20 protein-coding genes and 1 pseudogene are annotated in these 21,551 nt (G+C 70.7%); 6 read left to right on the top strand and 15 right to left on the bottom strand.

What is annotated here, in order from left to right:
• Window positions 1-248 (bottom strand): annotated as a pseudogene (locus G6031_RS01570) (hypothetical protein); the annotation flags it as partial.
• 114 nt (window positions 249-362) lie between these two features.
• Between G6031_RS01570 and G6031_RS01575 the strand changes: the two are divergent.
• A complete protein-coding gene (locus tag G6031_RS01575) occupies window positions 363-1,331 on the top strand; it encodes a quinone oxidoreductase (protein WP_182652209.1) in 969 nt (322 codons plus the stop codon).
• 4 nt (window positions 1,332-1,335) lie between these two features.
• Here G6031_RS01575 and G6031_RS01580 read toward each other — a convergent pair whose 3' ends face one another.
• The gene (locus G6031_RS01580) at window positions 1,336-2,352 is read right to left on the bottom strand and encodes a heme o synthase (protein ID WP_346034534.1); all 1,017 of its coding nucleotides are present in this window, start codon (window positions 2,350-2,352) and stop codon (window positions 1,336-1,338) included.
• Window positions 2,353-2,527: 175 nt separating this feature from the next.
• Between G6031_RS01580 and tkt the strand changes: the two genes are divergently transcribed.
• The 5 genes from tkt to pgl all read left to right on the top strand — a co-directional run bounded on the left by tkt (window position 2,528) and on the right by pgl (window position 9,011).
• Window positions 2,528-4,639, top strand: a complete 2,112-nt coding sequence (gene tkt, locus G6031_RS01585) for a transketolase (protein ID WP_182652210.1) — start codon at window positions 2,528-2,530, stop codon at window positions 4,637-4,639.
• The gene (gene tal, locus G6031_RS01590) at window positions 4,636-5,742 is read left to right on the top strand and encodes a transaldolase (RefSeq protein WP_182652211.1); all 1,107 of its coding nucleotides are present in this window, start codon (window positions 4,636-4,638) and stop codon (window positions 5,740-5,742) included. Before tkt ends, tal begins: the two co-directional genes overlap by 4 nt.
• 95 nt (window positions 5,743-5,837) lie before the next feature.
• Window positions 5,838-7,319, top strand: a complete 1,482-nt coding sequence (zwf, locus tag G6031_RS01595) for a glucose-6-phosphate dehydrogenase (protein WP_187701983.1) — start codon at window positions 5,838-5,840, stop codon at window positions 7,317-7,319.
• The gene (locus G6031_RS01600; protein WP_179525326.1) at window positions 7,304-8,236 is read left to right on the top strand and encodes a glucose-6-phosphate dehydrogenase assembly protein OpcA; all 933 of its coding nucleotides are present in this window, start codon (window positions 7,304-7,306) and stop codon (window positions 8,234-8,236) included. Before zwf ends, G6031_RS01600 begins: the two co-directional genes overlap by 16 nt.
• Before the next feature lie 52 nt (window positions 8,237-8,288).
• On the top strand, window positions 8,289-9,011 hold the full coding sequence (gene pgl / locus G6031_RS01605) for a 6-phosphogluconolactonase (RefSeq protein ID WP_179525327.1): 723 nt from the start codon (window positions 8,289-8,291) through the stop codon (window positions 9,009-9,011).
• Window positions 9,012-9,098: 87 nt separating this feature from the next.
• Here the strand turns inward: pgl and secG are convergent, their stop codons facing one another.
• From secG to ribD, 13 genes are all read right to left on the bottom strand, one after another.
• Complete coding sequence (secG, locus tag G6031_RS01610; RefSeq protein WP_107747569.1) at window positions 9,099-9,332, bottom strand: preprotein translocase subunit SecG; 234 nt, start codon at window positions 9,330-9,332, stop codon at window positions 9,099-9,101.
• A gap of 128 nt (window positions 9,333-9,460) precedes the next feature.
• Window positions 9,461-10,246: a triose-phosphate isomerase gene (gene tpiA, locus G6031_RS01615; protein ID WP_182640433.1), complete on the bottom strand. Its 786-nt coding sequence runs from the start codon at window positions 10,244-10,246 to the stop codon at window positions 9,461-9,463.
• A gap of 29 nt (window positions 10,247-10,275) precedes the next feature.
• Window positions 10,276-11,493: a phosphoglycerate kinase gene (locus tag G6031_RS01620; protein ID WP_179525329.1), complete on the bottom strand. Its 1,218-nt coding sequence runs from the start codon at window positions 11,491-11,493 to the stop codon at window positions 10,276-10,278.
• A 172-nt stretch (window positions 11,494-11,665) separates the two neighbouring features.
• Window positions 11,666-12,682: a type I glyceraldehyde-3-phosphate dehydrogenase gene (gap, locus tag G6031_RS01625; RefSeq protein WP_179525330.1), complete on the bottom strand. Its 1,017-nt coding sequence runs from the start codon at window positions 12,680-12,682 to the stop codon at window positions 11,666-11,668.
• 117 nt (window positions 12,683-12,799) lie between these two features.
• Window positions 12,800-13,783 (bottom strand): DNA-binding protein WhiA, encoded by a 984-nt coding sequence (whiA, locus tag G6031_RS01630; protein WP_179525331.1) that lies wholly within the window; start codon window positions 13,781-13,783, stop codon window positions 12,800-12,802.
• A gap of 22 nt (window positions 13,784-13,805) precedes the next feature.
• Window positions 13,806-14,807, bottom strand: coding sequence for a uridine diphosphate-N-acetylglucosamine-binding protein YvcK (gene yvcK, locus G6031_RS01635; protein WP_182644527.1), 1,002 nt, complete (start codon window positions 14,805-14,807; stop codon window positions 13,806-13,808).
• Between the two features lie 4 nt (window positions 14,808-14,811).
• On the bottom strand, window positions 14,812-15,684 hold the full coding sequence (gene rapZ, locus G6031_RS01640; protein ID WP_179525333.1) for an RNase adapter RapZ: 873 nt from the start codon (window positions 15,682-15,684) through the stop codon (window positions 14,812-14,814).
• A 3-nt stretch (window positions 15,685-15,687) separates the two neighbouring features.
• On the bottom strand, window positions 15,688-17,826 hold the full coding sequence (uvrC, locus tag G6031_RS01645; RefSeq protein WP_182652213.1) for an excinuclease ABC subunit UvrC: 2,139 nt from the start codon (window positions 17,824-17,826) through the stop codon (window positions 15,688-15,690).
• Window positions 17,827-17,832: 6 nt separating this feature from the next.
• A complete protein-coding gene (locus G6031_RS01650; RefSeq protein WP_182645525.1) occupies window positions 17,833-18,336 on the bottom strand; it encodes a PH domain-containing protein in 504 nt (167 codons plus the stop codon).
• The gene (gene ribH, locus G6031_RS01655; RefSeq protein ID WP_179525336.1) at window positions 18,333-18,809 is read right to left on the bottom strand and encodes a 6,7-dimethyl-8-ribityllumazine synthase; all 477 of its coding nucleotides are present in this window, start codon (window positions 18,807-18,809) and stop codon (window positions 18,333-18,335) included. The genes G6031_RS01650 and ribH overlap by 4 nt, the downstream gene beginning before the upstream one ends.
• The gene (locus tag G6031_RS01660) at window positions 18,806-20,062 is read right to left on the bottom strand and encodes a bifunctional 3,4-dihydroxy-2-butanone-4-phosphate synthase/GTP cyclohydrolase II (RefSeq protein ID WP_182609493.1); all 1,257 of its coding nucleotides are present in this window, start codon (window positions 20,060-20,062) and stop codon (window positions 18,806-18,808) included. Before G6031_RS01660 ends, ribH begins: the two co-directional genes overlap by 4 nt.
• Window positions 20,063-20,137: 75 nt before the next feature.
• On the bottom strand, window positions 20,138-20,761 hold the full coding sequence (locus G6031_RS01665; protein WP_182609494.1) for a riboflavin synthase: 624 nt from the start codon (window positions 20,759-20,761) through the stop codon (window positions 20,138-20,140).
• A 42-nt stretch (window positions 20,762-20,803) separates the two neighbouring features.
• The coding region (ribD, locus tag G6031_RS01670) for a bifunctional diaminohydroxyphosphoribosylaminopyrimidine deaminase/5-amino-6-(5-phosphoribosylamino)uracil reductase RibD (RefSeq protein ID WP_182652214.1) at window positions 20,804-21,551 on the bottom strand (748 nt) is incomplete at its 5' end.

Below are 21,551 nucleotides of genomic sequence, written 5' to 3' on the forward strand. Positions count from 1 at the left end.
GGAGCCGTGCGCGGGGTGGGCTGCTGTGCCGGTGCCTCGTCCGCCGGTGCGTCGGTGTCGGGAACGGCCGGGGTGGCGGCCTCGTCCACCGGTGCCGCGGTCTCGCCTCCGCCGGCCACCTCGTCGACGGCGGCGGGCGCCTGATCGGATTCCGACACGGCACCGGACCCGCTGGTGGTGACGGCGGGCCGACCGGTCGCCCGGACTCGCGGTCCCCCGGCGTACTGGGAAAGGATCTGCAGGCTCATGGGGGTAGCCTATCGCCTCCGGTCTCCCCGGTTGCCCGCCGCTCCCGGGGTGCCGCCACCAGACCGCGCGATATCCGGGCGGCGAGGGCGCGGGCTGTGGCGGATACTGGGCCCATGCGTGCAGTCCGGATCTCAGAACACGGTGGCCCCGACGTCCTCGAGCCTGTCGAGCTGGAGACTCCCTCACCTGGTCCCGGGGAAGTGCTCGTCCGGACCACCTCCATCGGCGTCAACTACATCGACACCTACTTCCGGGAGGGCATCTATCAGACCGCGTTGCCGTATGTCCCCGGCAGCGAGGGCGCCGGGGTCGTCGACGCGCTGGGGGTGGGCACGCCCGACCTCGTGACCGGGGGCCGGGTGGCATGGTGCCAGGTGCCCGGTTCCTACGCGCAGTACGTGGTCGCCCCGGCGGAGGCCCTGGTCGCCGTCCCCGACGAGGTGTCCGACGGCGTCGCGGCGTCGATGCTCCTCCAGGGGCTCACCGCGCACTACCTCATCACCGACACCCATCGTGCGCACGGCGGGGACGCGGTACTGATCACCGCGGGCGCCGGAGGGGTGGGGCAGCTCCTCATCCAGATGGCGGTGGCCCGTGGATACCGGGTCATCACCACCACCTCGACCGAGTCGAAGGCGCAGATCTGCAGGGGCCTGGGTGCGCACCACGTCCTGCTCTATCCGGAGGCGACGCCCGAGAGGATCCGCGAGCTGTCCGGTGGCGGTGTGGCGGTGGTGTTCGACGGGGTCGGGCGGGACACCTTCGACACCGGTCTGGCCTCGCTCGAGCGGCGCGGCACACTGGTGTTGTTCGGTGCGGCGAGCGGCCCCGTGCCGCCGGTGGACCCGCAGCGGCTCAACGCGGCCGGATCGGTGTTCCTGACCCGGCCCAAGCTCGGCGACTTCATCGCGACCACCGAGGAGTACCGCGAACGTGCGGCCGAGGTGATGGAGGGGCTGGTCGACGGGTCGCTCGTCCTCGACGTCGGGGCGACCTTCGGACTCGCCGACGCGGCGCAGGCGCACCGGGCGTTGCAGTCGCGGCGCACCACGGGGTCGATCACGCTCGACCCCTCCAGGTGACCGATCAGAACAGGGAGAACGCCCCCGACAGGGTCTCGAGACCGAGAACGGCGTCGATCGACAGGGCCACGAACACCCCCGCCAGGTAGTTGTTCGACAGGATGAACAGCTTGAGGGGCTTGACCTCGACACCTCGGCGGACACCGGCCTCGAGGCGGTGGGCCATGACGATGAACCAGACACCGAAGCCGACCGCGCCCGCGGCGTAGATCCATCCCGCCGCCGGGATGAGCGCGAAGGTGCACAGGACCGTGGCCCAGGTGTAGAGGGTGATGCGTCGGGTGACGCCCTCCGCCGACATGACCACGGGCAACATCGGTACCCCGGCGGCCTTGTAGTCCTCCTTGTACCGCATGGCCAGGGCCCAGGTGTGGGGCGGAGTCCAGAAGAAGATGATGAGGAACAGGACGATCGCCTGCCACCAGTTGCTCGGCTGACCCTCGGGGAGGTGGTCGGTGATGACCGCCCACGAGACGAGCACGGGCATACAGCCGGCGGCGCCACCCCACACCACGTTCTGGGCGGTGCGGCGCTTGAGGATCATCGTGTAGACGAAGACGTAGAAGCAGATCGTCAGCAGGATGAACAGGGCGGCGAGCCAGCTCTGCGCCAGGAGTCCCAGCCACAGCATGCTGGCCGCGCCGAGCCCGAGGCCGAAGACGAGCGCCGCCCGGGGGGTCACCGCGTGGCGGGCCAGGGGGCGACGTTCGGTCCGCTTCATGACCTTGTCGATGTCGGCGTCGACGACCATGTTGAGAGTGTTGGCGCTGGCGGCGCCGAGCCAGCCACCGACCAGCGTCAACAACACCAGTCCGAGGTGGACCTGCCCGCGGTCGGCCTGCAGCATCGCGGGGATGGCGGCCACCAGGAGCAACTCGATGACGCGCGGCTTGGTGAGGGCGATGTACGACATGACGACGTCGACTACGCGGGCGCGCCCGCTCGCCGGAGCCGGCCGCCCCGAGGACTCTGGAGGGGAGACGGACGGCCCCCCACTCCGGGTCGGGGTGGAATCGTGCACCGGAACTCCTCGCAGCAGATGTCAACGCACTACCCGGCCGATACTACGTCCCCCCTGCACGCTCCGCGAAAGAGCGGGGGCGGGGACCGTCCGACCCCGGGGGCGGGTGACCACTAAGGTGGTCCACGACATACGCGCGGATCCGCGCCGCACCCTCGACCCGGGAGAACCACAAGTGACCAGCGCGTCGGAGATCACCGAGCTCACCACCGCCCGCCACCCGTCCGACTGGACCGAACTGGACACCCGGGCGGTCGACACCGCGCGTGTCCTGGCCGCCGAGGCCGTGCAGAACTGCGGCAGTGGTCACCCGGGCACCGCCATGAGCCTCGCGCCCCTGGCCTACACGCTCTACCAGCGGGTGATGCGACACGACCCGTCGGACCCGAAGTGGGTGGGGCGTGACCGTTTCGTCCTGTCCTGCGGCCACTCGTCCCTCACCCAGTACATCCAGCTCTACCTCGCCGGATTCGGACTGGAGCTCGAGGACCTCAAGGCGCTGCGGACCTGGGGATCCAAGACCCCGGGTCATCCCGAGTGGAACCACACCGACGGGGTGGAGATCACCACCGGGCCGCTCGGCCAGGGGCTGGCCTCCGCGGTGGGGATGGCCATGGCCGCCCGGTACGAGCGGGGGCTGTTCGATCCGGATGCGCCCGCCGGGAAGAGCCCGTTCGACCACTTCGTCTACGTCGTCGCCTCGGACGGGGACGTGCAGGAGGGCGTGACCGCCGAGGCCTGCTCGCTGGCGGGGACCCAACAGCTCGGGAACCTCATCGCGGTCTACGACGACAACAAGATCTCGATCGAGGACGACACCCAGATCGCCTTCACCGAGGACGTGGCCGCCCGCTACGAGGCCTACGGCTGGCACGTCCAGACGGTGGACGGGGGTGAGGACATCGAGGCCATCGAGGGGGCGATCGCCGACGCGCGCGCCGTCACGGACAAGCCCTCGATGATCGTCCTGCGCACGGTGATCGCCTACCCCGCCCCCACCAAGATGAACACGGGGGCCTCGCACGGTTCGGCGCTCGGGCAGGCCGAGGTGGACGCGGTCAAGGAGGCGCTCGGCATGGGCGGCACCGAGCCGTTCACCGTCGACAACGAGGTGATCGCCCACACCCGCGCGGCCCGCGACCGTGGCGCCCGTGTCCACGCGCAGTGGAGCGACATGTTCCACGCGTGGGCCGAGGCCAACCCCGACGCGAAGAACCTCTTCGACCGCCTCTACTCCGGCCAGTTGCCGGAGGGCTGGGACGCCGGTCTGCCGGCATGGGAGGCCGACCCCAAGGGCGTCGCCACCCGCAAGGCGTCCGCCAAGGCCATCCAGGCGCTCGCGGGGACCCTCCCCGAGCTGTGGGGTGGGTCCGCGGACCTGGCGGGGTCCAACAACACCCAGATCGAGGGGGCCGACTCCTTCGGTCCCCCGTCGATCTCGACCGGGATGTGGACGGCGTCACCGTACGGGCGCAACCTGCACTTCGGTGTTCGTGAGCACGCCATGGGCGCGATCCTCAACGGGATCGCCCTGCACGGTCCGACCAGGCCCTACGGCGGGACCTTCCTCATCTTCAGCGAGTACATGCGTCCGGCGGTCCGGCTCGCCGCCCTCCAGGGCAGCAACGCCTACTACGTGTGGACGCACGACTCGATCGGTCTCGGCGAGGACGGCCCCACCCACCAGCCGGTCGAGCAGCTCGCGGCACTGCGCGCCATCCCCGGCCTGGCCGTCCTGCGGCCGGCGGACGCCAACGAGACGGCGGCGGCGTGGCGCGCGATGCTCATGGCCCTCGATGGTCCCAAGGGCCTGTGCCTGACCCGCCAGGACATCCCCGTTCTGGAGGGCACGGCCGAGTCGGCGCGCGAGGGCGTCGAGCGCGGTGGCTACGTGCTGGCCGAGGCGTCGACCGGGTCCCCCGAGGTGATCCTGATGGGTACCGGTTCCGAGGTCCACCTGGCGGTCGAGGCTCGCGAGGTCCTCGAGGCCGAGGGCGTGCCGACCCGGGTGGTGTCGATGCCGTGTGTCGAGTTCTTCGACCAGCAGGATCCGGAGTACCGCGAGTCGGTCCTCCCCCGGTCGGTCCGCGCCCGGGTGAGTGTGGAGGCCGGGATCGCGATGCCGTGGTACCGCTTCCTCGGCGACGCGGGTCGGGCGGTGTCGCTGGAGCACTTCGGAGCGTCCGCCCCGTACCAGACCTTGTTCACCGAATTCGGAATCACCGGCGACGCCGTGGTCGCCGCGGCCCGCGACTCGCTCGCGGCCGTCAACGGGGAGGCATCATGACCAACGCCAATCTCGCCGCACTGAGCGCCGCCGGCGTCTCGGTCTGGCTCGACGACCTGTCCCGCCAGCTGCTCGCCTCCGGCGAGCTCGAGGAGCGGATGTCCACCTACTCGGTCGTGGGAGTCACCACCAACCCCGCGATCTTCCAGGCCGCCCTGGGCGACTCGTCGGCCTACGAGTCCGCGCTCACCGAGGCCGTCCGCGCGGACAGGGATGTCGATTCCGTCGTCCGCGCGCTCACCACCGCGGACGTACGGGACGCCTGTGCGGTCCTGGCCGACGTGTTCGAGGCCACCGACGGCGTCGACGGACGCGTCTCACTCGAGGTCGATCCCCGGTTGGCGGACGACACGGAGGGGACGGTGGCCCAGGCCGTCGAGCTCTCCGCGGTCGTCGACCGGCCCAACCTCATGATCAAGATCCCGGCGACGTCCGCCGGGCTCCCCGCCATCACGGAGGTGATCGGCCGGGGGATCGATGTCAACGTGACCCTCATCTTCTCGGCCGACCAGTACCGCGCGGTCGCGGAGGCGTACCTGGCGGGACTGGAGCGGGCTGCGGAGGCCGGTCACGACCTCTCCCGCATCCATTCCGTGGCCTCGGTGTTCGTCAGCCGACTCGACACCGAGATCGACTCCCGTCTGCCGGCGGACTCCGACCTGCGTGGCAGGGCGGGGCTGGCCAACGCGCGGCTGTGTCAGGACGTCTACGACGAGGTCTACGACACCTCCGGTCGTTTCGGTGACCTCGCCGCCCGGGGTGCCCGCCCCCAGCGGCTGCTCTGGGCGTCCACCGGCGTCAAGGACCCCGCCTACCCCGACACCATGTACGTGAGCGGTCTGGTCACCCACGGCACCGTCAACACCATGCCGTTCGCGACCATGGAGGCGTTCGCGGACCACGGCGTCCTCGAGGGGGACACCGTCCGGGGCACCGGTGGGGACTCGCGTGAGACCCTCGAGGCGCTGCGTGCGGCGGGGATCGACCTCGACGAGGTCTTCACGCTGCTCGAGCAGCAGGGCGTGAGCAAGTTCGTCAGCGCGTGGGACGACCTCATCGCCACGGTGACCTCGCGTATCGACGAGATCCCCTCGGGGTCGTGACCGACCCGGACAGTCGGCCCTCCCCGGCCGTCGGCGACCCCGTCGGCGGACCGGAGGGGTCGGCCAACCCGCTCCGCGATCCGCGGGACCGGCGGCTGCCACGGATCGCGGGCCCGTCCGGGCTCGTCATCTTCGGCGTCACCGGCGACCTGTCCAAGAAGAAGCTCATCCCCGCCGTCTACGACCTCGCGAACCGGGGTCTGCTCCCCCCGGGCTTCTCCCTCATCGGCTTCGGTCGACGCCGGTGGACCCACTCCGAGTTCGCCGAGTTCGCCCGTGAACACGCCCGGGAACGGTGCCGTACCCCGTTCCGGGAGGACGTCTGGGAACAACTGGCGGCGGGACTGCGGTTCGTCACCGGGACCTTCGACGACGACGAGGGGTTCGATCACCTGGCGGAGCAGCTGACGGCTCTGGAGGTCGAACGGGGCACGGCCGGGAACTACGCGTTCTACCTGTCCGTCCCCCCGGACGACTTCCCCACGGTCTGTCGGCACCTCGACCGGACCGGATGCACCAGGGCGGTCGACGGATCGTGGCGCCGCGTGGTGATCGAGAAGCCCTTCGGTCACGATCTGGCGAGTGCCCGCGAACTCAACGCCGTGGTGGGTGCCGTCTTCCCCGAGGACTCGGTGTTCCGCATCGACCACTACCTGGGCAAGGAGACGGTCCAGAACATCCTCGCCCTGCGCTTCGCCAACCAGCTCTTCGAGCCGGTGTGGAACGCCAATCACGTCGACCACGTGCAGATCACCATGGCCGAGGACATCGGACTGGGCGGCCGCGCCGGCTACTACGACGGCATCGGGGCGGCGCGCGACGTCATCCAGAACCACCTCATCCAGCTCATGGCCCTGGTGGCGATGGAGGAACCCACGGACTTCTCGGCCGCCGCGCTGCGGGCGGAGAAGACCAAGGTCCTCGAGTCCACCTCACTGGCGCTGCCGATCTCCGAGACCGCGGCCCGGGGTCAGTACTCCGGTGGGTGGCAGGGGTCCGAGCAGGTCGTGGGGCTCAAGGACGAGGACGGATACGACCCGTCCTCCACCACCGAGACCTACGCCGCGATCACCCTCGAGGTCCACAACCGACGCTGGGCCGGGGTCCCGTTCTACCTGCGCACCGGCAAACGGCTGGGCCGTCGTGTCACCGAGATCGCGGTGGTCTTCCGACGCGCGCCGCACCTGCCCTTCGACGCGACCATGACCCAGGAACTGGGTCAGAACGCCCTGGTGATCCGCGTCCAGCCGGACGAGGGCGTCACGCTGCGGTTCGGGTCCAAGGTGCCCGGGACCGCGATGGAGGTCCGCGACGTCAACATGGACTTCGCCTACGGCGAGGCGTTCACCGAGTCCTCGCCCGAGGCCTACGAGCGGTTGATCCTCGACGTCTTGCTCGGCGAGCCGTCACTCTTCCCCGTCTCGCGCGAGGTGGAGTTGAGCTGGATGTTGCTCGATCCCGTCCTCGACGAGTGGTCGGCCGGCGGCACCCCGGAGCAGTACCAGGCCGGGACGTGGGGCCCGCGTGGTGCCGACGAGATCCTGGCCCGCAGTGGCCGCGCATGGAGGCGACCGTGATCATCGACCTGCCCGACACCTCGACCCGCGAGATCTCCAAGAAGCTCGTGCAGATCCGCGAGGACGCGGGCCTGAGCACCATCGGCCGGGTGCTCACGCTGATCGTCCTCACCGACCACGTCCGCGGCAGCGAATCCGCGATCGAGGCGGCCAACGAGGCCAGCCGGGAGCACCCGTGCCGCGTGATCGTGGTGATCCGCGGCAACCGTGCCAGGGCGGACCGGCTCGACGGTCAGATCCGGGTCGGAGGCGACGCGGGAGCGGCCGAGGTCGTGGTCCTGCGGACCTCGGGGGCGATGGCGTCGCAGTCCGCCTCGTTGGTCACCCCGCTGCTCCTCCCCGACACCCCTCTCGCGGTGTGGTGGCCCAGGCATTCGCCGACACTGCTGTCCGAGGACAAGGTGGGCCGACTCGCGCGTCGCCGGATCGTGGACTCCGACGCCGAGGGCCACCCCACGGACGCACTGGCCAAGCGGGCGGCCGGATACTCCCCGGGTGACACCGATCTCGCCTGGGCCCGGGTCACGCACTGGCGTTCCCTGCTGGCGGCCACGCTGGACCGGCCGCCGTTCGAGACGATCACCGGCGCCACGGTGTGCGGCCCCGAACGGGCCGCGTCCGTGGACCTCGCCGGTGGGTGGCTCGCCTCCCGCCTCGGGATCGACGTCCATCGCGCGGTGGGGCCGAGGATGGTCGTCCTGGAGCGTGCCTCCGGATCGATCGTCATCGAGCAGGTGAGCCCCACCTCCGCGGAGCTGCGGATCACCGGTCACTCCCCCACACGCGTGACGTTGGTGAAACGGAGCGTGGCGGACTGCCTCGCCGAGGAGCTGCGCCGCATGGACACAGACGGTGTGTACGCCGACGCACTCGCGAACCACGATCGCGTGATCTACACCTCGGCCTCCGTCCGCTGAGCGGGGCCGCCCACGTACCGGACGACCGAGACCCGACACCACAGGAGGACCGATGTCCCACATCCGTCATCTCGTCCACGCCGACCCCGACGCGCTCGCCACCGCGGCCGCCCGGGACGCGGTGGAGCATCTGACCGAACGGATCGCCGCCGCCGGACGGGCGAGTCTGTCGCTGACCGGGGGCTCGGTGGGGGTCAAGACCGCCGCCGCGCTCGCCGACTCGACCGTGGAATGGGAGAAGGTCACGATCTTCTTCGGCGACGAACGTTTCGTTCCCGCCGATCACCCGGAACGCAACGACGGCCAGCTGGACGAGGCACTGCTCGACTCCCTGGGGGACCGTCCGACTGTGCATCGCTGGCCCGCGAGAACCGGGCAGGACAGCGATGTCGACTCCGCCGCCGAGCGCTTCCTCGAGTCGTTGACGATCCCCGCCGGGGACGATCCGATCTTCGACGTGACCATCCTCGGGATGGGCCCGGAGGGCCACATCGACTCGATCTTCCCGCACACCCCCGCGGTCGCCGAGACGGATCGGCTGGTCGTGGGGGTCCGCGACTGCCCCAAGCCGCCACCGGAGCGGCTGACGTTCACCCTCCCGGCGGTTCGTCGCTCGCGGCACATCCTGGTGGTGGCCGCAGGTGAGGGCAAGGCGGAGGCGGTCGCGGAGGGAATCGGCGGGGCCTCGCCGTCGGAGTGGCCGGTGGCCGGTGCGGTGGGCACCGAGTCCACGACCTACCACCTCGACGTGGGCGCGGCATCCGCTCTGGGCTGACCAGGTACCGACGACGACGGGGTGCGCTCCTCCTCGCGGAGGAGCACACCCCGTGTGGACCCGCCGCGCGGCGCGACGGTCAGGCGATCAGCCGAAGCGCACCAGGAGTCCGACGGCGACGATGGCGATGAGCCACAGGATGGCGACCACCACGGTCACCCGGTCGAGGTTGCGCTCCACGACGCTGGACCCGGAGAGGCTGGACTGGACACCACCGCCGAACAGTGAGGACAGTCCGCCCCCCTTACCGCGGTGCAGCAGGATGAACAGCATCAACAGCAGGCTGGTGGCGACGAGGAAGATGTCCAGGGCGAGCTTCATGTACGGATCGGGCCTTACGTCGGGTCGGGGTGGTCGGAGGACGACTGGTCCAGACTACCCGGTGAGGTCGTCGAGGCGAATCCCGGCGCGCCCGCCCGTGTCGGGGCGGCCACGCCGGGCCTGTCGACTCAGGGCAGCGGACCGCCGGCGGCGATGGCCGAGAGCTGGGCGAACTCGTCGGGCTTGAGCGAGGACCCGCCCACGAGGCCGCCGTCGACGTCGGGCTGCTCGAGCAGTTCACCGACGGTGGAGGAGTTGACACTCCCGCCGTACAGGACCCGCATCCGGTCTGCGATCTCGGGGCCGGCCAGCTCGGTGAGGGCCCCGCGGATGGCCGCGCAGACCTCCTGCGCATCCGCTGCGGAGGCGGTCTTCCCCGTGCCGATGGCCCACACGGGCTCATAGGCGATCACGGTGGAGGCCAGCTGTTCCTTGTCCAGGCCCGCGAGTGACCCCTTGAGCTGCTCGACGACGACGCCCACGTGGTCACCGGCCTCCCGGGTCTCGAGCTTCTCCCCCACGCAGACGATCGGGCTGAGGCCGTGCTTGTGGCACGCTGCGGCCTTGGCGGCGACCAGCTCGTCGGTCTCCGAGTGGTACTCGCGGCGCTCGGAGTGCCCGACCACGACATAGGTACACCCCAGTTTGGCGAGCATCCCCGCCGAGATCTCACCGGTGTACGCACCCGACTCGTGGACCGACACGTCCTGTGCCCCGTAGGCGAAGCCGAGCTTGTCCCCCTCGATCACGATCTGGACACCGCGGATGTCGGTGTACGGAGGGATGAACGCCACCTCCACCTTCTCGAGATACTTCTCGGGCAGTGCGAAGGCCACCTTCTGCACGAGTGCGATCGCCTCGAGGTGGTTGAGGTTCATCTTCCAGTTGCCGGCGATGAGGGGGGTGCGTGCCATGTCGTCTCCTGTGGGTTGGCGCGTGCGGATCAGTTGGTGCGTTCGAGGGCGGTGACCCCCGGGAGTTCCTTGCCCTCGAGGTACTCGAGAGAGGCTCCGCCGCCGGTCGAGATGTGCGAGAAGTTCTCCTCGCCGAGCCCGAGCGTCCGGACGGCCGCCGCGGAGTCGCCGCCGCCCACCACGGAGAACGCGCCGTTGCGGGTGGCCGTGATGATCGCCTCGGCGACGCCACGGGTACCGGCCGAGAACGCCTCGAACTCGAACACGCCCATCGGGCCGTTCCAGAAGACGGTCTTGGCGGCGGACAGCTTCTCGGTGAACAGCGCCACCGACTCGGGACCGATGTCGAGTCCCATCCTGCCGTCCGGAATCGCGTCGGCCGGCACCGTGGTGTGCGCCGCGTCGGCGGCGAACCCGTCGGCCGCCACCACGTCCACGGGCAGGGTGATCACGTCGCCGAACTTGTCGAGCAGGTCCTTGCAGGTGCCGATCATCTCCTCCTGCAGGAGCGAGGATCCGACGCCGTGGCCCTGTGCGGCGAGGAAGGTGAAGCACATACCGCCGCCGATGACCAGGGTGTCGACCTTGGGGGCGAGGGCCTCGATCACGGCGAGCTTGTCCGAGACCTTGGAGCCGCCGAGCACCACGGCGTAGGGGCGCTCGGCGTCACCGGTCAGGCCGGCGAGGACCTCGACCTCACTCTGGACCAGGTCACCGGCGTAGGCGGGGAGCACCTCGGCGATGTCGCAGACCGAGGCCTGGGCGCGGTGGACCACACCGAACCCGTTGGACACGAATGCGCCGTCCTCCCCCACGAGGCTCGCCAACTCGGCGGCCAGAGCGGCACGCTCGGCGGGATCCTTGCTGGTCTCACGGGGGTCGAAGCGGATGTTCTCGACCAACAGCACGTCGCCGTCGGTCAGTCCGTTGGCGCGCTCACGGGCATCCGGCCCCACCACGTCGCCCGCCAGTTGCACGTACCGGCCCAGCTCGTCCCCCAGCTTCTCCGCCACGGGGGCCAACGAGAACGCGGGATCGGCGGCACCCTTCGGCCGGCCCAGGTGCGCCGTGATCACCAGTGCGGCGCCGGCGTCGAGGAGGGCGTTGAGGGTGGGCAGCGAGGCCGTGATCCGACCGGAGTCGGTGATGGTCGATCCGTCGAGCGGGACGTTGAGGTCGCAGCGGACGAGGATCTTACGACCTTCGACGCCGGCGTCGAGCAGGTCCTGGAGTGTGCTCACTGCCATGGGGTGGGGCTCCTGTCGGGAGGACGGTGATGGTGTGGTCCGGGTGGTGTGGTCCGGGTGGTGTAACTCGGAAGCGGCGGTACGGGTGATGTACCTCGGGCCCGGCCGGGACGCTCTGGGCGTTCCCGGACCGGGCCCGGTGTGATGCGGGGTCGTCAGGCCCTGGGGGCTCTTACAGCGACTTGCCGACCAGGCCGATGATGTCGGCGAGGCGGTTGGAGTAGCCCCACTCGTTGTCGTACCAGGAGGCGATCTTGATCTGGCCGTCGATGGCCTTGGTCAGCGGCGCGTCGAAGATCGAGGAGTGCGGGTCGCCGACGATATCGGAGGAGACGATGGGATCCTCGGTGTACTTGAGGATGCCCTTCATGGGGCCCTCGGCGGCGGCCCTGATCGCGGCGTTGACCTCGTCGACGGAGGCCTTCTTCTCTAGCTCGACCGTGAGGTCGGTGAGCGAGCCGGTCGGCAGCGGGACGCGCACGGCGTAGCCGTCGAACTTGCCCTTGAGCTCGGGCAGGACCAGGGCGACCGCCTTGGCCGCACCGGTGGAGGTGGGCACCATGTTGATGCCGGCGGCGCGGGCGCGGCGCATGTCGCTGTGGGGCGCGTCCTGGAGGTTCTGATCCTGGGTGTAGGCGTGGATCGTGGTCATGAGGCCCTTGATGATCCCGAACTCGTCGGAGAGGACCTTGGCGACCGGCGCGAGGCAGTTGGTGGTGCAGGAGGCGTTGGAGATGATCGTCTGCGAGCCGTCGTACTCGTGGTCGTTGACCCCCATGACGATGGTGATGTCCTCGTTCTTGGCCGGCGCCGAGATGATGACCTTCTTGGCGCCACCCTCGAGGTGGCCCTTGGCCTTCTCCGCATCGGTGAAGATGCCGGTGGACTCGACGACGACGTCGACGCCGTAGTCACCCCACGGCACGGACGCGGGGCCCTCCTTGACCGCGAGGGCGCCGATCTTGGTGCCACCGACGGTGAGCGACGAGTCGTCGAACGTGACCTCCTTGCCCAGGCGGCCGAGGATCGAGTCGTACTTGAGCAGGTGAGCGAGCATGTCGTTCGTGGTGAGGTCGTTGACGGCCACGATCTCGATATCCGTCTTGCCCTCGGCCTTCAGTGCCTCCACCGCGCGGTAGAAGTTGCGGCCGATACGTCCGAATCCGTTGATGCCTACGCGCACGGTCACGTGATGTCTCCTTATAGGTGGTGCGAGAAAGAACCCCTGAGGGCGGGGTGGTGCCCGGGGACGTGACCCAGACTACCCGCCCCATGTGGGGGCTGTGCAGGGTCCACAGGCCACGGATCAGTCTTCGTCGAGCATGTCCTCGGTCACGACGGACTCGGTGTCCGGGATGCCCAGATCGGCTGCTTTGCGGTCCGCCATCGACAGCAGTCGGCGGATCCGTCCGGCCACCGCGTCCTTGGTCATGGGTGGGTCGGCGAGCTGGCCCAGTTCCTCGAGCGAGGACTGACGGTGTTGGACGCGCAGCTCTCCCGCGGCCAACAGGTGGTCCGGGACGTCCTCGGCGAGGATCTCGAGCGCGCGCTGGACGCGGGCGGCCGCGGCGACCGCGGCTCGGGCCGATCTGCGGAGATTCGCGTCGTCGAAGTTGGCGAGTCGGTTGGCGGTCGCCCGGACCTCCCCGCGGGACCGTCGCTCCTCCCAGATGTCCCTGGTGGCGGAGGCGCCCATCCGGGCGAGGAGGATCCCGATGGCCTCCCCGTCCCGGATCACCACCCGGTCGCCGCCACGGACCTCGCGGGCCTTCGCGGTGACCCCGAGCCGACGTGCGGCCCCCACCAGGGCCATCGCCGCCTCGGCGCCCGGAGCGGTCACCTCGAGGGCCGACGACCGTCCGGGTTTGGTGAGGGAACCGTGGGCGAGGAACGCCCCCCGCCACGACGCCTCCGCGGCCGCGACGGACCCGCCGACCACCGCGGCGGGCAACCCGCGGACCGTGCGACCGGCGCTGTCGACCAGGCCGAGTTGGCGGGTCAGGTCCGCACCCCGGTCGATCACCCGCAGAACGAACTTCCGGGCCGGCTTCCCCCCGGATCCCCCGATCGGGTGGATCTCGCAGGGGACCGAGAACAGCGAGTCGAGTTCCCCGGACAGGCGATCGGCGATCTCACCCGAATCGACCTCCGCCTCGATCACCAGGCGTCCCGAGAGGACCTGGAGGGTGCCCGCGAACCGCAGGAGCGAGGCGATCTCCGCCTTCCTGGTCTCGGAGTTGCCCACCGGGACCCTCACCAGTTCGGACTTGACCTGTGCGGTCAGTGACACGCCCTGCTCCTTCGTTCTCCGGTCATTCATCGGCCCCCGCCGTCACCGTGGCGGCGAGCGCCCGGGCGAGCAGTGCGGGGTCGTGTACGGGTCTCATCGTCCCATCCGGTGCCGTCCTGGCGATGTCCGCCACCATGACCCGCGCGCCGAGGCCCGCCGCGGCGCGGTCGAGGTGCTCGCGCTCGGTCCCGCTGAGCGGCATCCGCGGGTCCACCAGGACGACGTCGACGTCGACCTCGGGCGCATGTTGGCGCAGGACGTGGAGGTGCTGTTCGGCGGAGAACCCGGCGGTCTCCCCGTGCTGCGGCGCCAGGTTGAGGACGAGCGCCCGGGTCGCGGCCGTGCGGGCCAGGGCGGACGCGATCTCGGGCACCAGCACGTTCGGGATGACGCTCGTGAACCACGATCCCGGCCCCAGGACGACCATGTCCGCGGCCTCGATGGCCTCGACGACGCCCTCCGCCACGGGCGGGTCGGCGGGGATGAGGCGTACCCGCCGCACGCTGCCGGGGGTGGTCGCCACCGCGACCTGGCCGATGATCGTGCGCACGACCCGGGGGTCGGCTTCCAGGCCGACGACCTCCGCGGCGATGTCGAGGGCGACCGGAGACATGGGGAGCACGCGCCCGGTCACCCCGAGCATCGACCCGACGGCGTCGAGCGCCTTGACGGGATCGCCGAGGAGTTCCCAGAATCCCGCGAAGACGAGGTTTCCCACGGCGTGGCCCGCCAGAGCACCGGTTCCGCCGTAGCGGTGCTGGAACAGGCTGGTCAGCTGCTCGTGCTCGTCGTCGTCGGCGGCGAGTGCGCACAGTGCCATCCGGAGGTCTCCGGGGGGCAGGATGTCGAGTTCGCGCCGGAGACGCCCGGAGGAACCGCCGTCGTCGGCGACGGTCACCACCGCGGTCACGTGGTCGGCCACCATCCGTCCGGCGCGCAGGGTCGCCGACAACCCGTGTCCTCCGCCGAGCGCGACGAGTGATCCCATCCGGTCGGATCCGTCGACCGTGGCCTGGTCGGTCATGCGATCACTCTCGTCCGAGGTCACGGTGCCGGACGTGGACGTCGACGGAGTCGAGGCCGGCGAGCCGCCCGGCCAGTGACTCGGAGATCGCCACGCTCCGGTGCTTACCGCCGGTGCACCCGACCGCGATGGTCATGTACCGCTTGCCCTCCCGCCGGTACCCGGTCATCGCGAGACCGATCATCGTCACCGCGGCGCGGAGATACTCCTCGATGGACTCGTCCGCCAGCACGTAGTCCTGGACGGGCTTCTCGCGGCCGGTGTGCGCCTGCAGCTCCGGGATCCAGTGCGGGTTGGGCAGGAACCGCATGTCGAGCAGCATGTCCACATCCACCGGTACCCCGTACTTGAAGCCGAAGGACTCGACGGTGAGGTGGAAGTCGAACCCCAGGTCACCGAACGGCTTCTCGAGCCGGTGCCGCAGGTCGTGGACGCTCAGCGCGGTGGTGTCGACCACGACGTCGGCGCGGCCGCGGATCCCCTCCAGCACCTTGCGTTCCCGCTGGATACCGTCGATCAGGCCGTCACCCGACTGAAGGGGGTGGGACCGCCTGACGTTGTTGAAGCGTTTGACCAGGGCTTCGTCGGAGGCGTCCAGGAACAGGATCCTCGCCTGCGGGCGTCCGTCGAAGCGCCCCAGCAGTTCGCCGATGTGCTCGTCGAACCCCAGGCTGCGGACGTCCGCCACGATCGCGAACCTCCGGGGTTCCTCCTCCGTCTCGCCGAGCCGATCCACCAACTCTCCGATGAACTTCAGCGGGAGGTTGTCCACGACGTACCAGCCGAACTCCTCGAGCACCTTCGACGCCGTGCCCTTGCCCGCACCGGACATCCCGCAGATGAGCAGGAGCTCGCGGCTCTCATCGTTCATGTCCATGGTTCACCTCGAGTCGCTCGTTCCGCCATCGCCGACCGCACGGTCCGAGTCTCCCACGCCGGCGCCGGACCCGTCCGGACCCGGTGTGTCGGCGGGCGCCGCGTCCGCCGCCGCGTCCGCCGTCGGTGTCGCCGCCGGGTCCCCGGATCCCAGGGTGGCCCGGATCGCGGCCGCCACCCCGGGGCCGATCCCGGGGACCGCACAGAGGTCGTCGATCCCGGCCGCCCGGAGAGCGGACACGGTGGGGAACTTCTCGAGAAGTGCGGCCCGTCGTGCGGGCCCGAGACCGGGCACCTCGTCGAGGACCGACGTCGTCATCCTCTTGGACCTGGCCCCCCGGTGCGCGCGGATCGCGAAGCGGTGTGCCTCGTCGCGCAGACGCTGGAGGAGGAACAGCCCCTCGCCGTGCCGGGGGAAGATGACCGGGTACTCCTCCCCGGGCAACCAGATCTCCTCGAGTCTCTTGGCGATCCCGATCACCGGGACGTCGGTGACTCCGAGCTCGGACAGGACCTCGGCGGCGGCCTCCACCTGGGGTCGGCCGCCGTCCACCACGAAGAGCTGGGGAGGGTAGGCGAATCGGCGGGTCGGGGTGGACCTGCCCGCCCCCGCGTCGTCGGGCTCGGCCCGGTCGTCGACGGGGCCGTCGGTGTCATCGGGGGTCACCGCCGGCTCCTCGTGGTGCCGCCGGAACCGTCGGCGGGTCACCTCGGCGATGCTCGCGACGTCGTCGGAGTGACCGTCGCCGGCCGCCTCGCGGATCCGGTAGAGGCGGTAGTCGCTCTTGCGGGGCAACCCGTCCTCGAACACCACCAGTGAGGCCATGACGTCGGTGCCCTGGGTGTGCGAGATGTCCACGCACTCGATCCGGAGGGGGGCCGTGTCGAGCTCCAGGGTCTCCTGGATCTCCTGCAGCGCGGCCGACCGTGCGGTCAGGTCACCGCTGCGGCGCAGTTTGTGCTGGGTCAGGGCCTCCACCGCGTTGCGTCGGACGGTCTCGGCCAGCGAGCGCTTGTCGCCGCGCCGGGGGATCCGCAGCGACACACGGGATCCGCGCAGGGTGGAGAGCCAGTCGGCGAGCTCGTCGGCGTCCTCCGGGAGGGCCGGTACCAACACCTCCCGTGGCACCGCGGCGGCGAGATCGGCGCCCGAGTCGGCGGCCCCGGCCAGGTCGGCCTCCCCTCCGTAGAACTGGGCGAGGTAGTCCGAGACGACACCGGGGACCGCGAGCGCCGGGTCGAACCGGCCGTCGGCGTCCACCCCGTGTGCGTGCTCGACCACCCATCCGCGCTGGCCGCGGATGCGCCCGTTGCGGACGTGGAAGACCTGGACGGAGACCTCCAGCTCGTCGGCCTCGACGCCCACGACGTCGGCGTCGGTACCGTCGCCCAGGACCACGGCCTGCTTCTCCATGGCCCGCCTCATCGCGCCGAGATCGTCCCGCAGCCGGGCCGCGCGCTCGAAATCCAGGTCCTCGGACGCCTCGAGCATCCGCTTCTCGATCCGCTTCATGATGACGTCGGTCCGGCCGGCGAGGAAGTCGCAGAGTTCGTCGACTATCTCGCGGTGCTCGTCCGCGGTCACCCGACCGATACACGGGGCGGCGCACTTGTCGATGTAGCCGAGTAGACAGGGGCGGCCGAGCTGGGCCTGTCGTCGGAACACCCCGGCCGAACACGACCGCACCGGGAACACCCGTTGGAGTGTGTCGAGCGTGTCCCGGATCGCCCACGCGTGGGAATAGGGACCGAAGTAGCGGGTCCCGGCCCGGCGCGGCCCCCGGTAGACGAATGCGCGCGGGAACTCCTCCCCCACCGTCACCGCCAGGAGCGGGTAGGTCTTGTCATCCCGGTACCGCACGTTGAAGCGGGGGTCGTACTTCTTGATCCACGTGTACTCCAGTTGGAGCGCCTCCACCTCGGTGGAGACGACGGTCCACTGGACGCCCGCGGCGGCGGTGACCATCTGTCTGGTGCGCGGGTGGAGCAGGGTGAGGTCGGCGAAGTACGACCCGACCCGGCTGCGGAGGTTCTTGGCCTTGCCCACGTAGATGACGCGGCCCTGGGCGTCGCGGAACCGGTAGACCCCCGGTTCCGTCGGGATGGAACCGGGGGCTGGGCGGTAGGTGCGCGGGTCGGCCACGACGCCTCAGCGGTCGGCGACGGTCTCGGGGTCGGCGGCCGAGGGCTTGTACCGGCGGACCGTCTCCCGCATGGTGCCCATGGCGTCGACCGCGTCCTGACCGTCGACGGTGAGGATGGCCCAGACCCCGACGTGCTCGTACGCCGGCAGTTCGAGCCGCGGCCACATGCTCGATCGGGGGAACGTGATCCCCACGACGTCGTGCCAGTCCCAGAGCCGCGACCGCAGTGGTCCGCGGACCTCGACCCCCTGTTCGCCCACCCGCACCCTGATCCGGAGGAGGGTGAGCAGGACGCCGGCGAAGATCAGGCCGATCGCCACGAAGGCGAGCTGGTCGGCGACCCCGATGGTGACCCCGGTGTCGTCGCGGACCAACACGACCGCCCAGACGACGTGGGCGAGGATGATGAGGATCGCCAGCGCGATCACGGCGATCCGGAGTCGCCGTGGGCGGTGTTCGAAGTCCCAGTGGGTCTGCCCCGGGCGCTCGAGATCAGAACGTCCGGTCATCGTCCGGCCCGCAGGTCGCGCAGGGTGACGGCCGCCCGCAGGGCGGCGGCGACCGCCTCCCCGCCCTTGTCCTCGGTGGCGCCCTCGTGCCCGTCACGGTCGCGGGCCTGGGCCTCGTTCTCGGTGGTGAGGACCCCGTGGGCGACCGGCGTGGCCTCGTCGAGCGCGATCCGGGTCAGGCCGTCGGTCACCGAGCCGCACACGTAGTCGAAGTGCGGGGTCGAGCCCCGGATGACCACCCCGAGGGCCACCACGGCGTCGTGTGACCTGGCGAGTTCCTGGGCGACCACCGGGAGCTCCACGGCTCCCGTGACACGGGCGACGGTGACCACCGCGCCGGAGGTCTCGGCCACCGCGAGGGCCCGGTCCATCAGTTGCGCGCAGATCTCGTCGTGCCAGGTGGAGGCCACCACGCCCAGCCGCAGCCCGCGGGCGTCGGGGATCACCAATTCCGGCCTACCGGTGCCGCTCATCGCCGATCCTCTCCGTTGGTGTCCGGGTCGATCCCGTCGTCCAGGCCCTCGAGCAGGTGGCCCATCCGGTCCCGCTTGGTCCGCAGGTACCGGAGGTTCTCCGGGGTCACCGCGGTGGGCATGGGGACCCGCGCCACCACCTCGACCCCGCCGGCACGGAGGGCGTCGGCCTTGGCGGGGTTGTTGGTCATCAGCCGCACGCGCGTCACCCCGAGATCGCGCAGCATCTGCGCGGCCAGGCTGAAGTCCCTGGCATCGGCGGGCAGCCCGAGGTCGAGGTTCGCGTCCACCGTGTCGCGGCCGTCGTCCTGAAGCTGATAGGCGCGGAGCTTCTGCACCAGGCCGATCCCCCGGCCCTCGTGACCGCGCATGTAGAGGACCACCCCGCGCCCCTCCTCGCACACCGAGGCGACGGCCGCGTCGAGTTGCGGACCGCAATCGCAGCGCAGCGAGTGGAAGACGTCCCCGGTGAGGCACTCGGAGTGGATGCGGACCGACACGGGCTCGTCGCCCGAGATGTCGCCGGCGACCATGGCCACGTGCTCGACCCCCTGGAGGACGTCGCGGTACCCGTGGGCGGTCATCGTGCCGGCAGGGGTGGGGATGCGGGCCGCGGCCTCGTGGATCACCTGCACCTCGTGCGCCCGCCGCCAGTCCTGCAGGGCCTCGATCGTGATCAGCGCGAGCCCGTGCTCGTCGGCGAAGCGCCGCAGTTCCGGTGTCCGGGCCATGGTGGTCGGATCGTCCTCGGACACGATCTCGCAGATCACCCCGGCGGGCCGCAGGCCGGCCAGGCGGGCGAGGTCCACCGCGGATTCCGTGTGGCCCGGCCGGGTGAGCACCCCGCCGGGACGCGCGCGCAGCGGCACCACGTGACCCGGGCGGGTGAAGTCCCCGGGGACGGCTTCGGTGGAGGCCAGCATCCGGGCGGTGCGGGCGCGGTCGGCGGCCGAGATCCCGGTCGAGACTCCGGTACGGGCGTCCACGGTCACCGTGTAGGCGGTGTCATGCCGGTCCTCGTTGATCGCCCGCATCGGCGGCAGATCCAGGCGGAGGCAGTCCTCGGCCTCGAGCGCGACGCAGACGTACCCGGACGAGTAACGCACGAGGAAGCCCATGAGCTCGGGGGTCGCGAGCTCGGCGGCGAAGATCAGGTCGCCCTCGTTCTCCCGGTCCTCGCTGTCCACCACGACCACGGCTCGTCCCGCCGCGATGTCGGCGATGGCGCGGTCGATGCCGTCGAAGGTGGTCACTGCTGCGGGTTCTCCTCGGTACTCATCAAACCCGGGCGTCGGCCGCGGGCACGGCCACAAGTATGGCGCATCCGGTCACCGGGACCGGCCACCGCGTCCACCGAGGAGACGCTCCACGTACTTGGCCAGCACATCGACCTCGAGGTTGACCGCGTCCCCCGGGGTCAGGCCGCCGAGGATCGTGTCCTCCAGCGTGGTGGGGATGAGCGAGACCTCGAACCACGGTTCGGTCTGGTCGAGCGCACTGACCGCCGACACGGTGAGGGAGGTGCCCGACACCGTGATCGACCCCTTCTCCACCACGTAACGGGCCAGGTCCTGCGGCAACGAGATGCGCACCACGTGCCACTGGTCGTGCTCGGTCCTGCTGATCACCGCGCCGGTCCCGTCGACGTGCCCCTGGACGATGTGACCCCCGAACCGCGCGTCCGCCCGCATCGCCCGCTCCAGGTTCACCGGGTCCCCGGGGCTCAGCGCACCCAGGGCGGTGCGGTCCAGGGTCTCGGCCATGACGTCGGCGTCGAATCCCTCTCCGGCGGTGAACTCCGTGACGGTGAGGCAGACGCCGTTGACGGAGATCGATTCCCCGTGACGGGCGTCCGACGTGACGAGGGGTCCGCGGATCCGCAGTCGCGCGGAGTCCCCGACGGTCTCGACCGATTCCAGCGTGCCGAGTTCCTCGACGATTCCGGTGAACATCAGTGTGGTCCTCTCGTGGATGTGGTCATGCGGTGCGCCTGGTCACGCGGTGCGTCTGGTCATGCGGAGGTAGACGTCACGACCCAGGGTCGCGTTCTCGCGAACCTCGAAGCCGTGCGCGTCGGTGAGCGTGCCGACCCCGGCACCCTGGACGGCGGACCGACCGTCTCCCAGCACGATCGGGGCGAGGTAGGCCTCGACCTCGTCGACGAGCCCGGCGGCGAGGAACGCCCCGGCCAGACGGGGGCCGCCCTCGACCAGGACGTGCTGGACGTCGCCGAGCATCGCGAGCGCCTCCGCGGGATCGCGGGTGGCCAGGTGCCTGAACCGGCCGTCGGAACCCCGCACGGCGGCGTCCGGGGGCACCGGGGTCAGTCCCATCACCGCCCGGAGTGGTTGCCGATCCGTGGGCGCCCCGTCGTCGGACCGGGCGGTGAGCGAGGGGTCGTCGGCGGCGCGGGTCCCCGAACCGACGACGACGACGTCGATCTCCTGCCGTCGTCCGTGCACGTGATGTCGTGACTCGGGGCCGGTGATCCATCGGCTGCTGCCGTCGGCCGCGGCCACCCGGCCGTCCAGGGTGGCCGCGTACTTCCAGGTGACGTACGGCCGGCCCGAGCGTTGGCGGTGCAGCCACGCCCTTAGCGGACCCTGTTCGGCGGCGGCCACCTGGTCGTCGTCGGCCCGCGCCACGTCCACCCCGGCCCGCCGCAACGTCTCCGCCCCACCGGCGGCGAGGGGGTTCGGATCCCGCACCGCGTAGACCACGCGCGCGACGCCCGCGGCGAGG

It is taken from the genome of Dietzia sp. CQ4 (assembly GCF_014145125.1).
In the GTDB taxonomy this organism is placed as follows: Bacteria; Actinomycetota; Actinomycetes; order Mycobacteriales; family Mycobacteriaceae; genus Dietzia; species Dietzia natronolimnaea.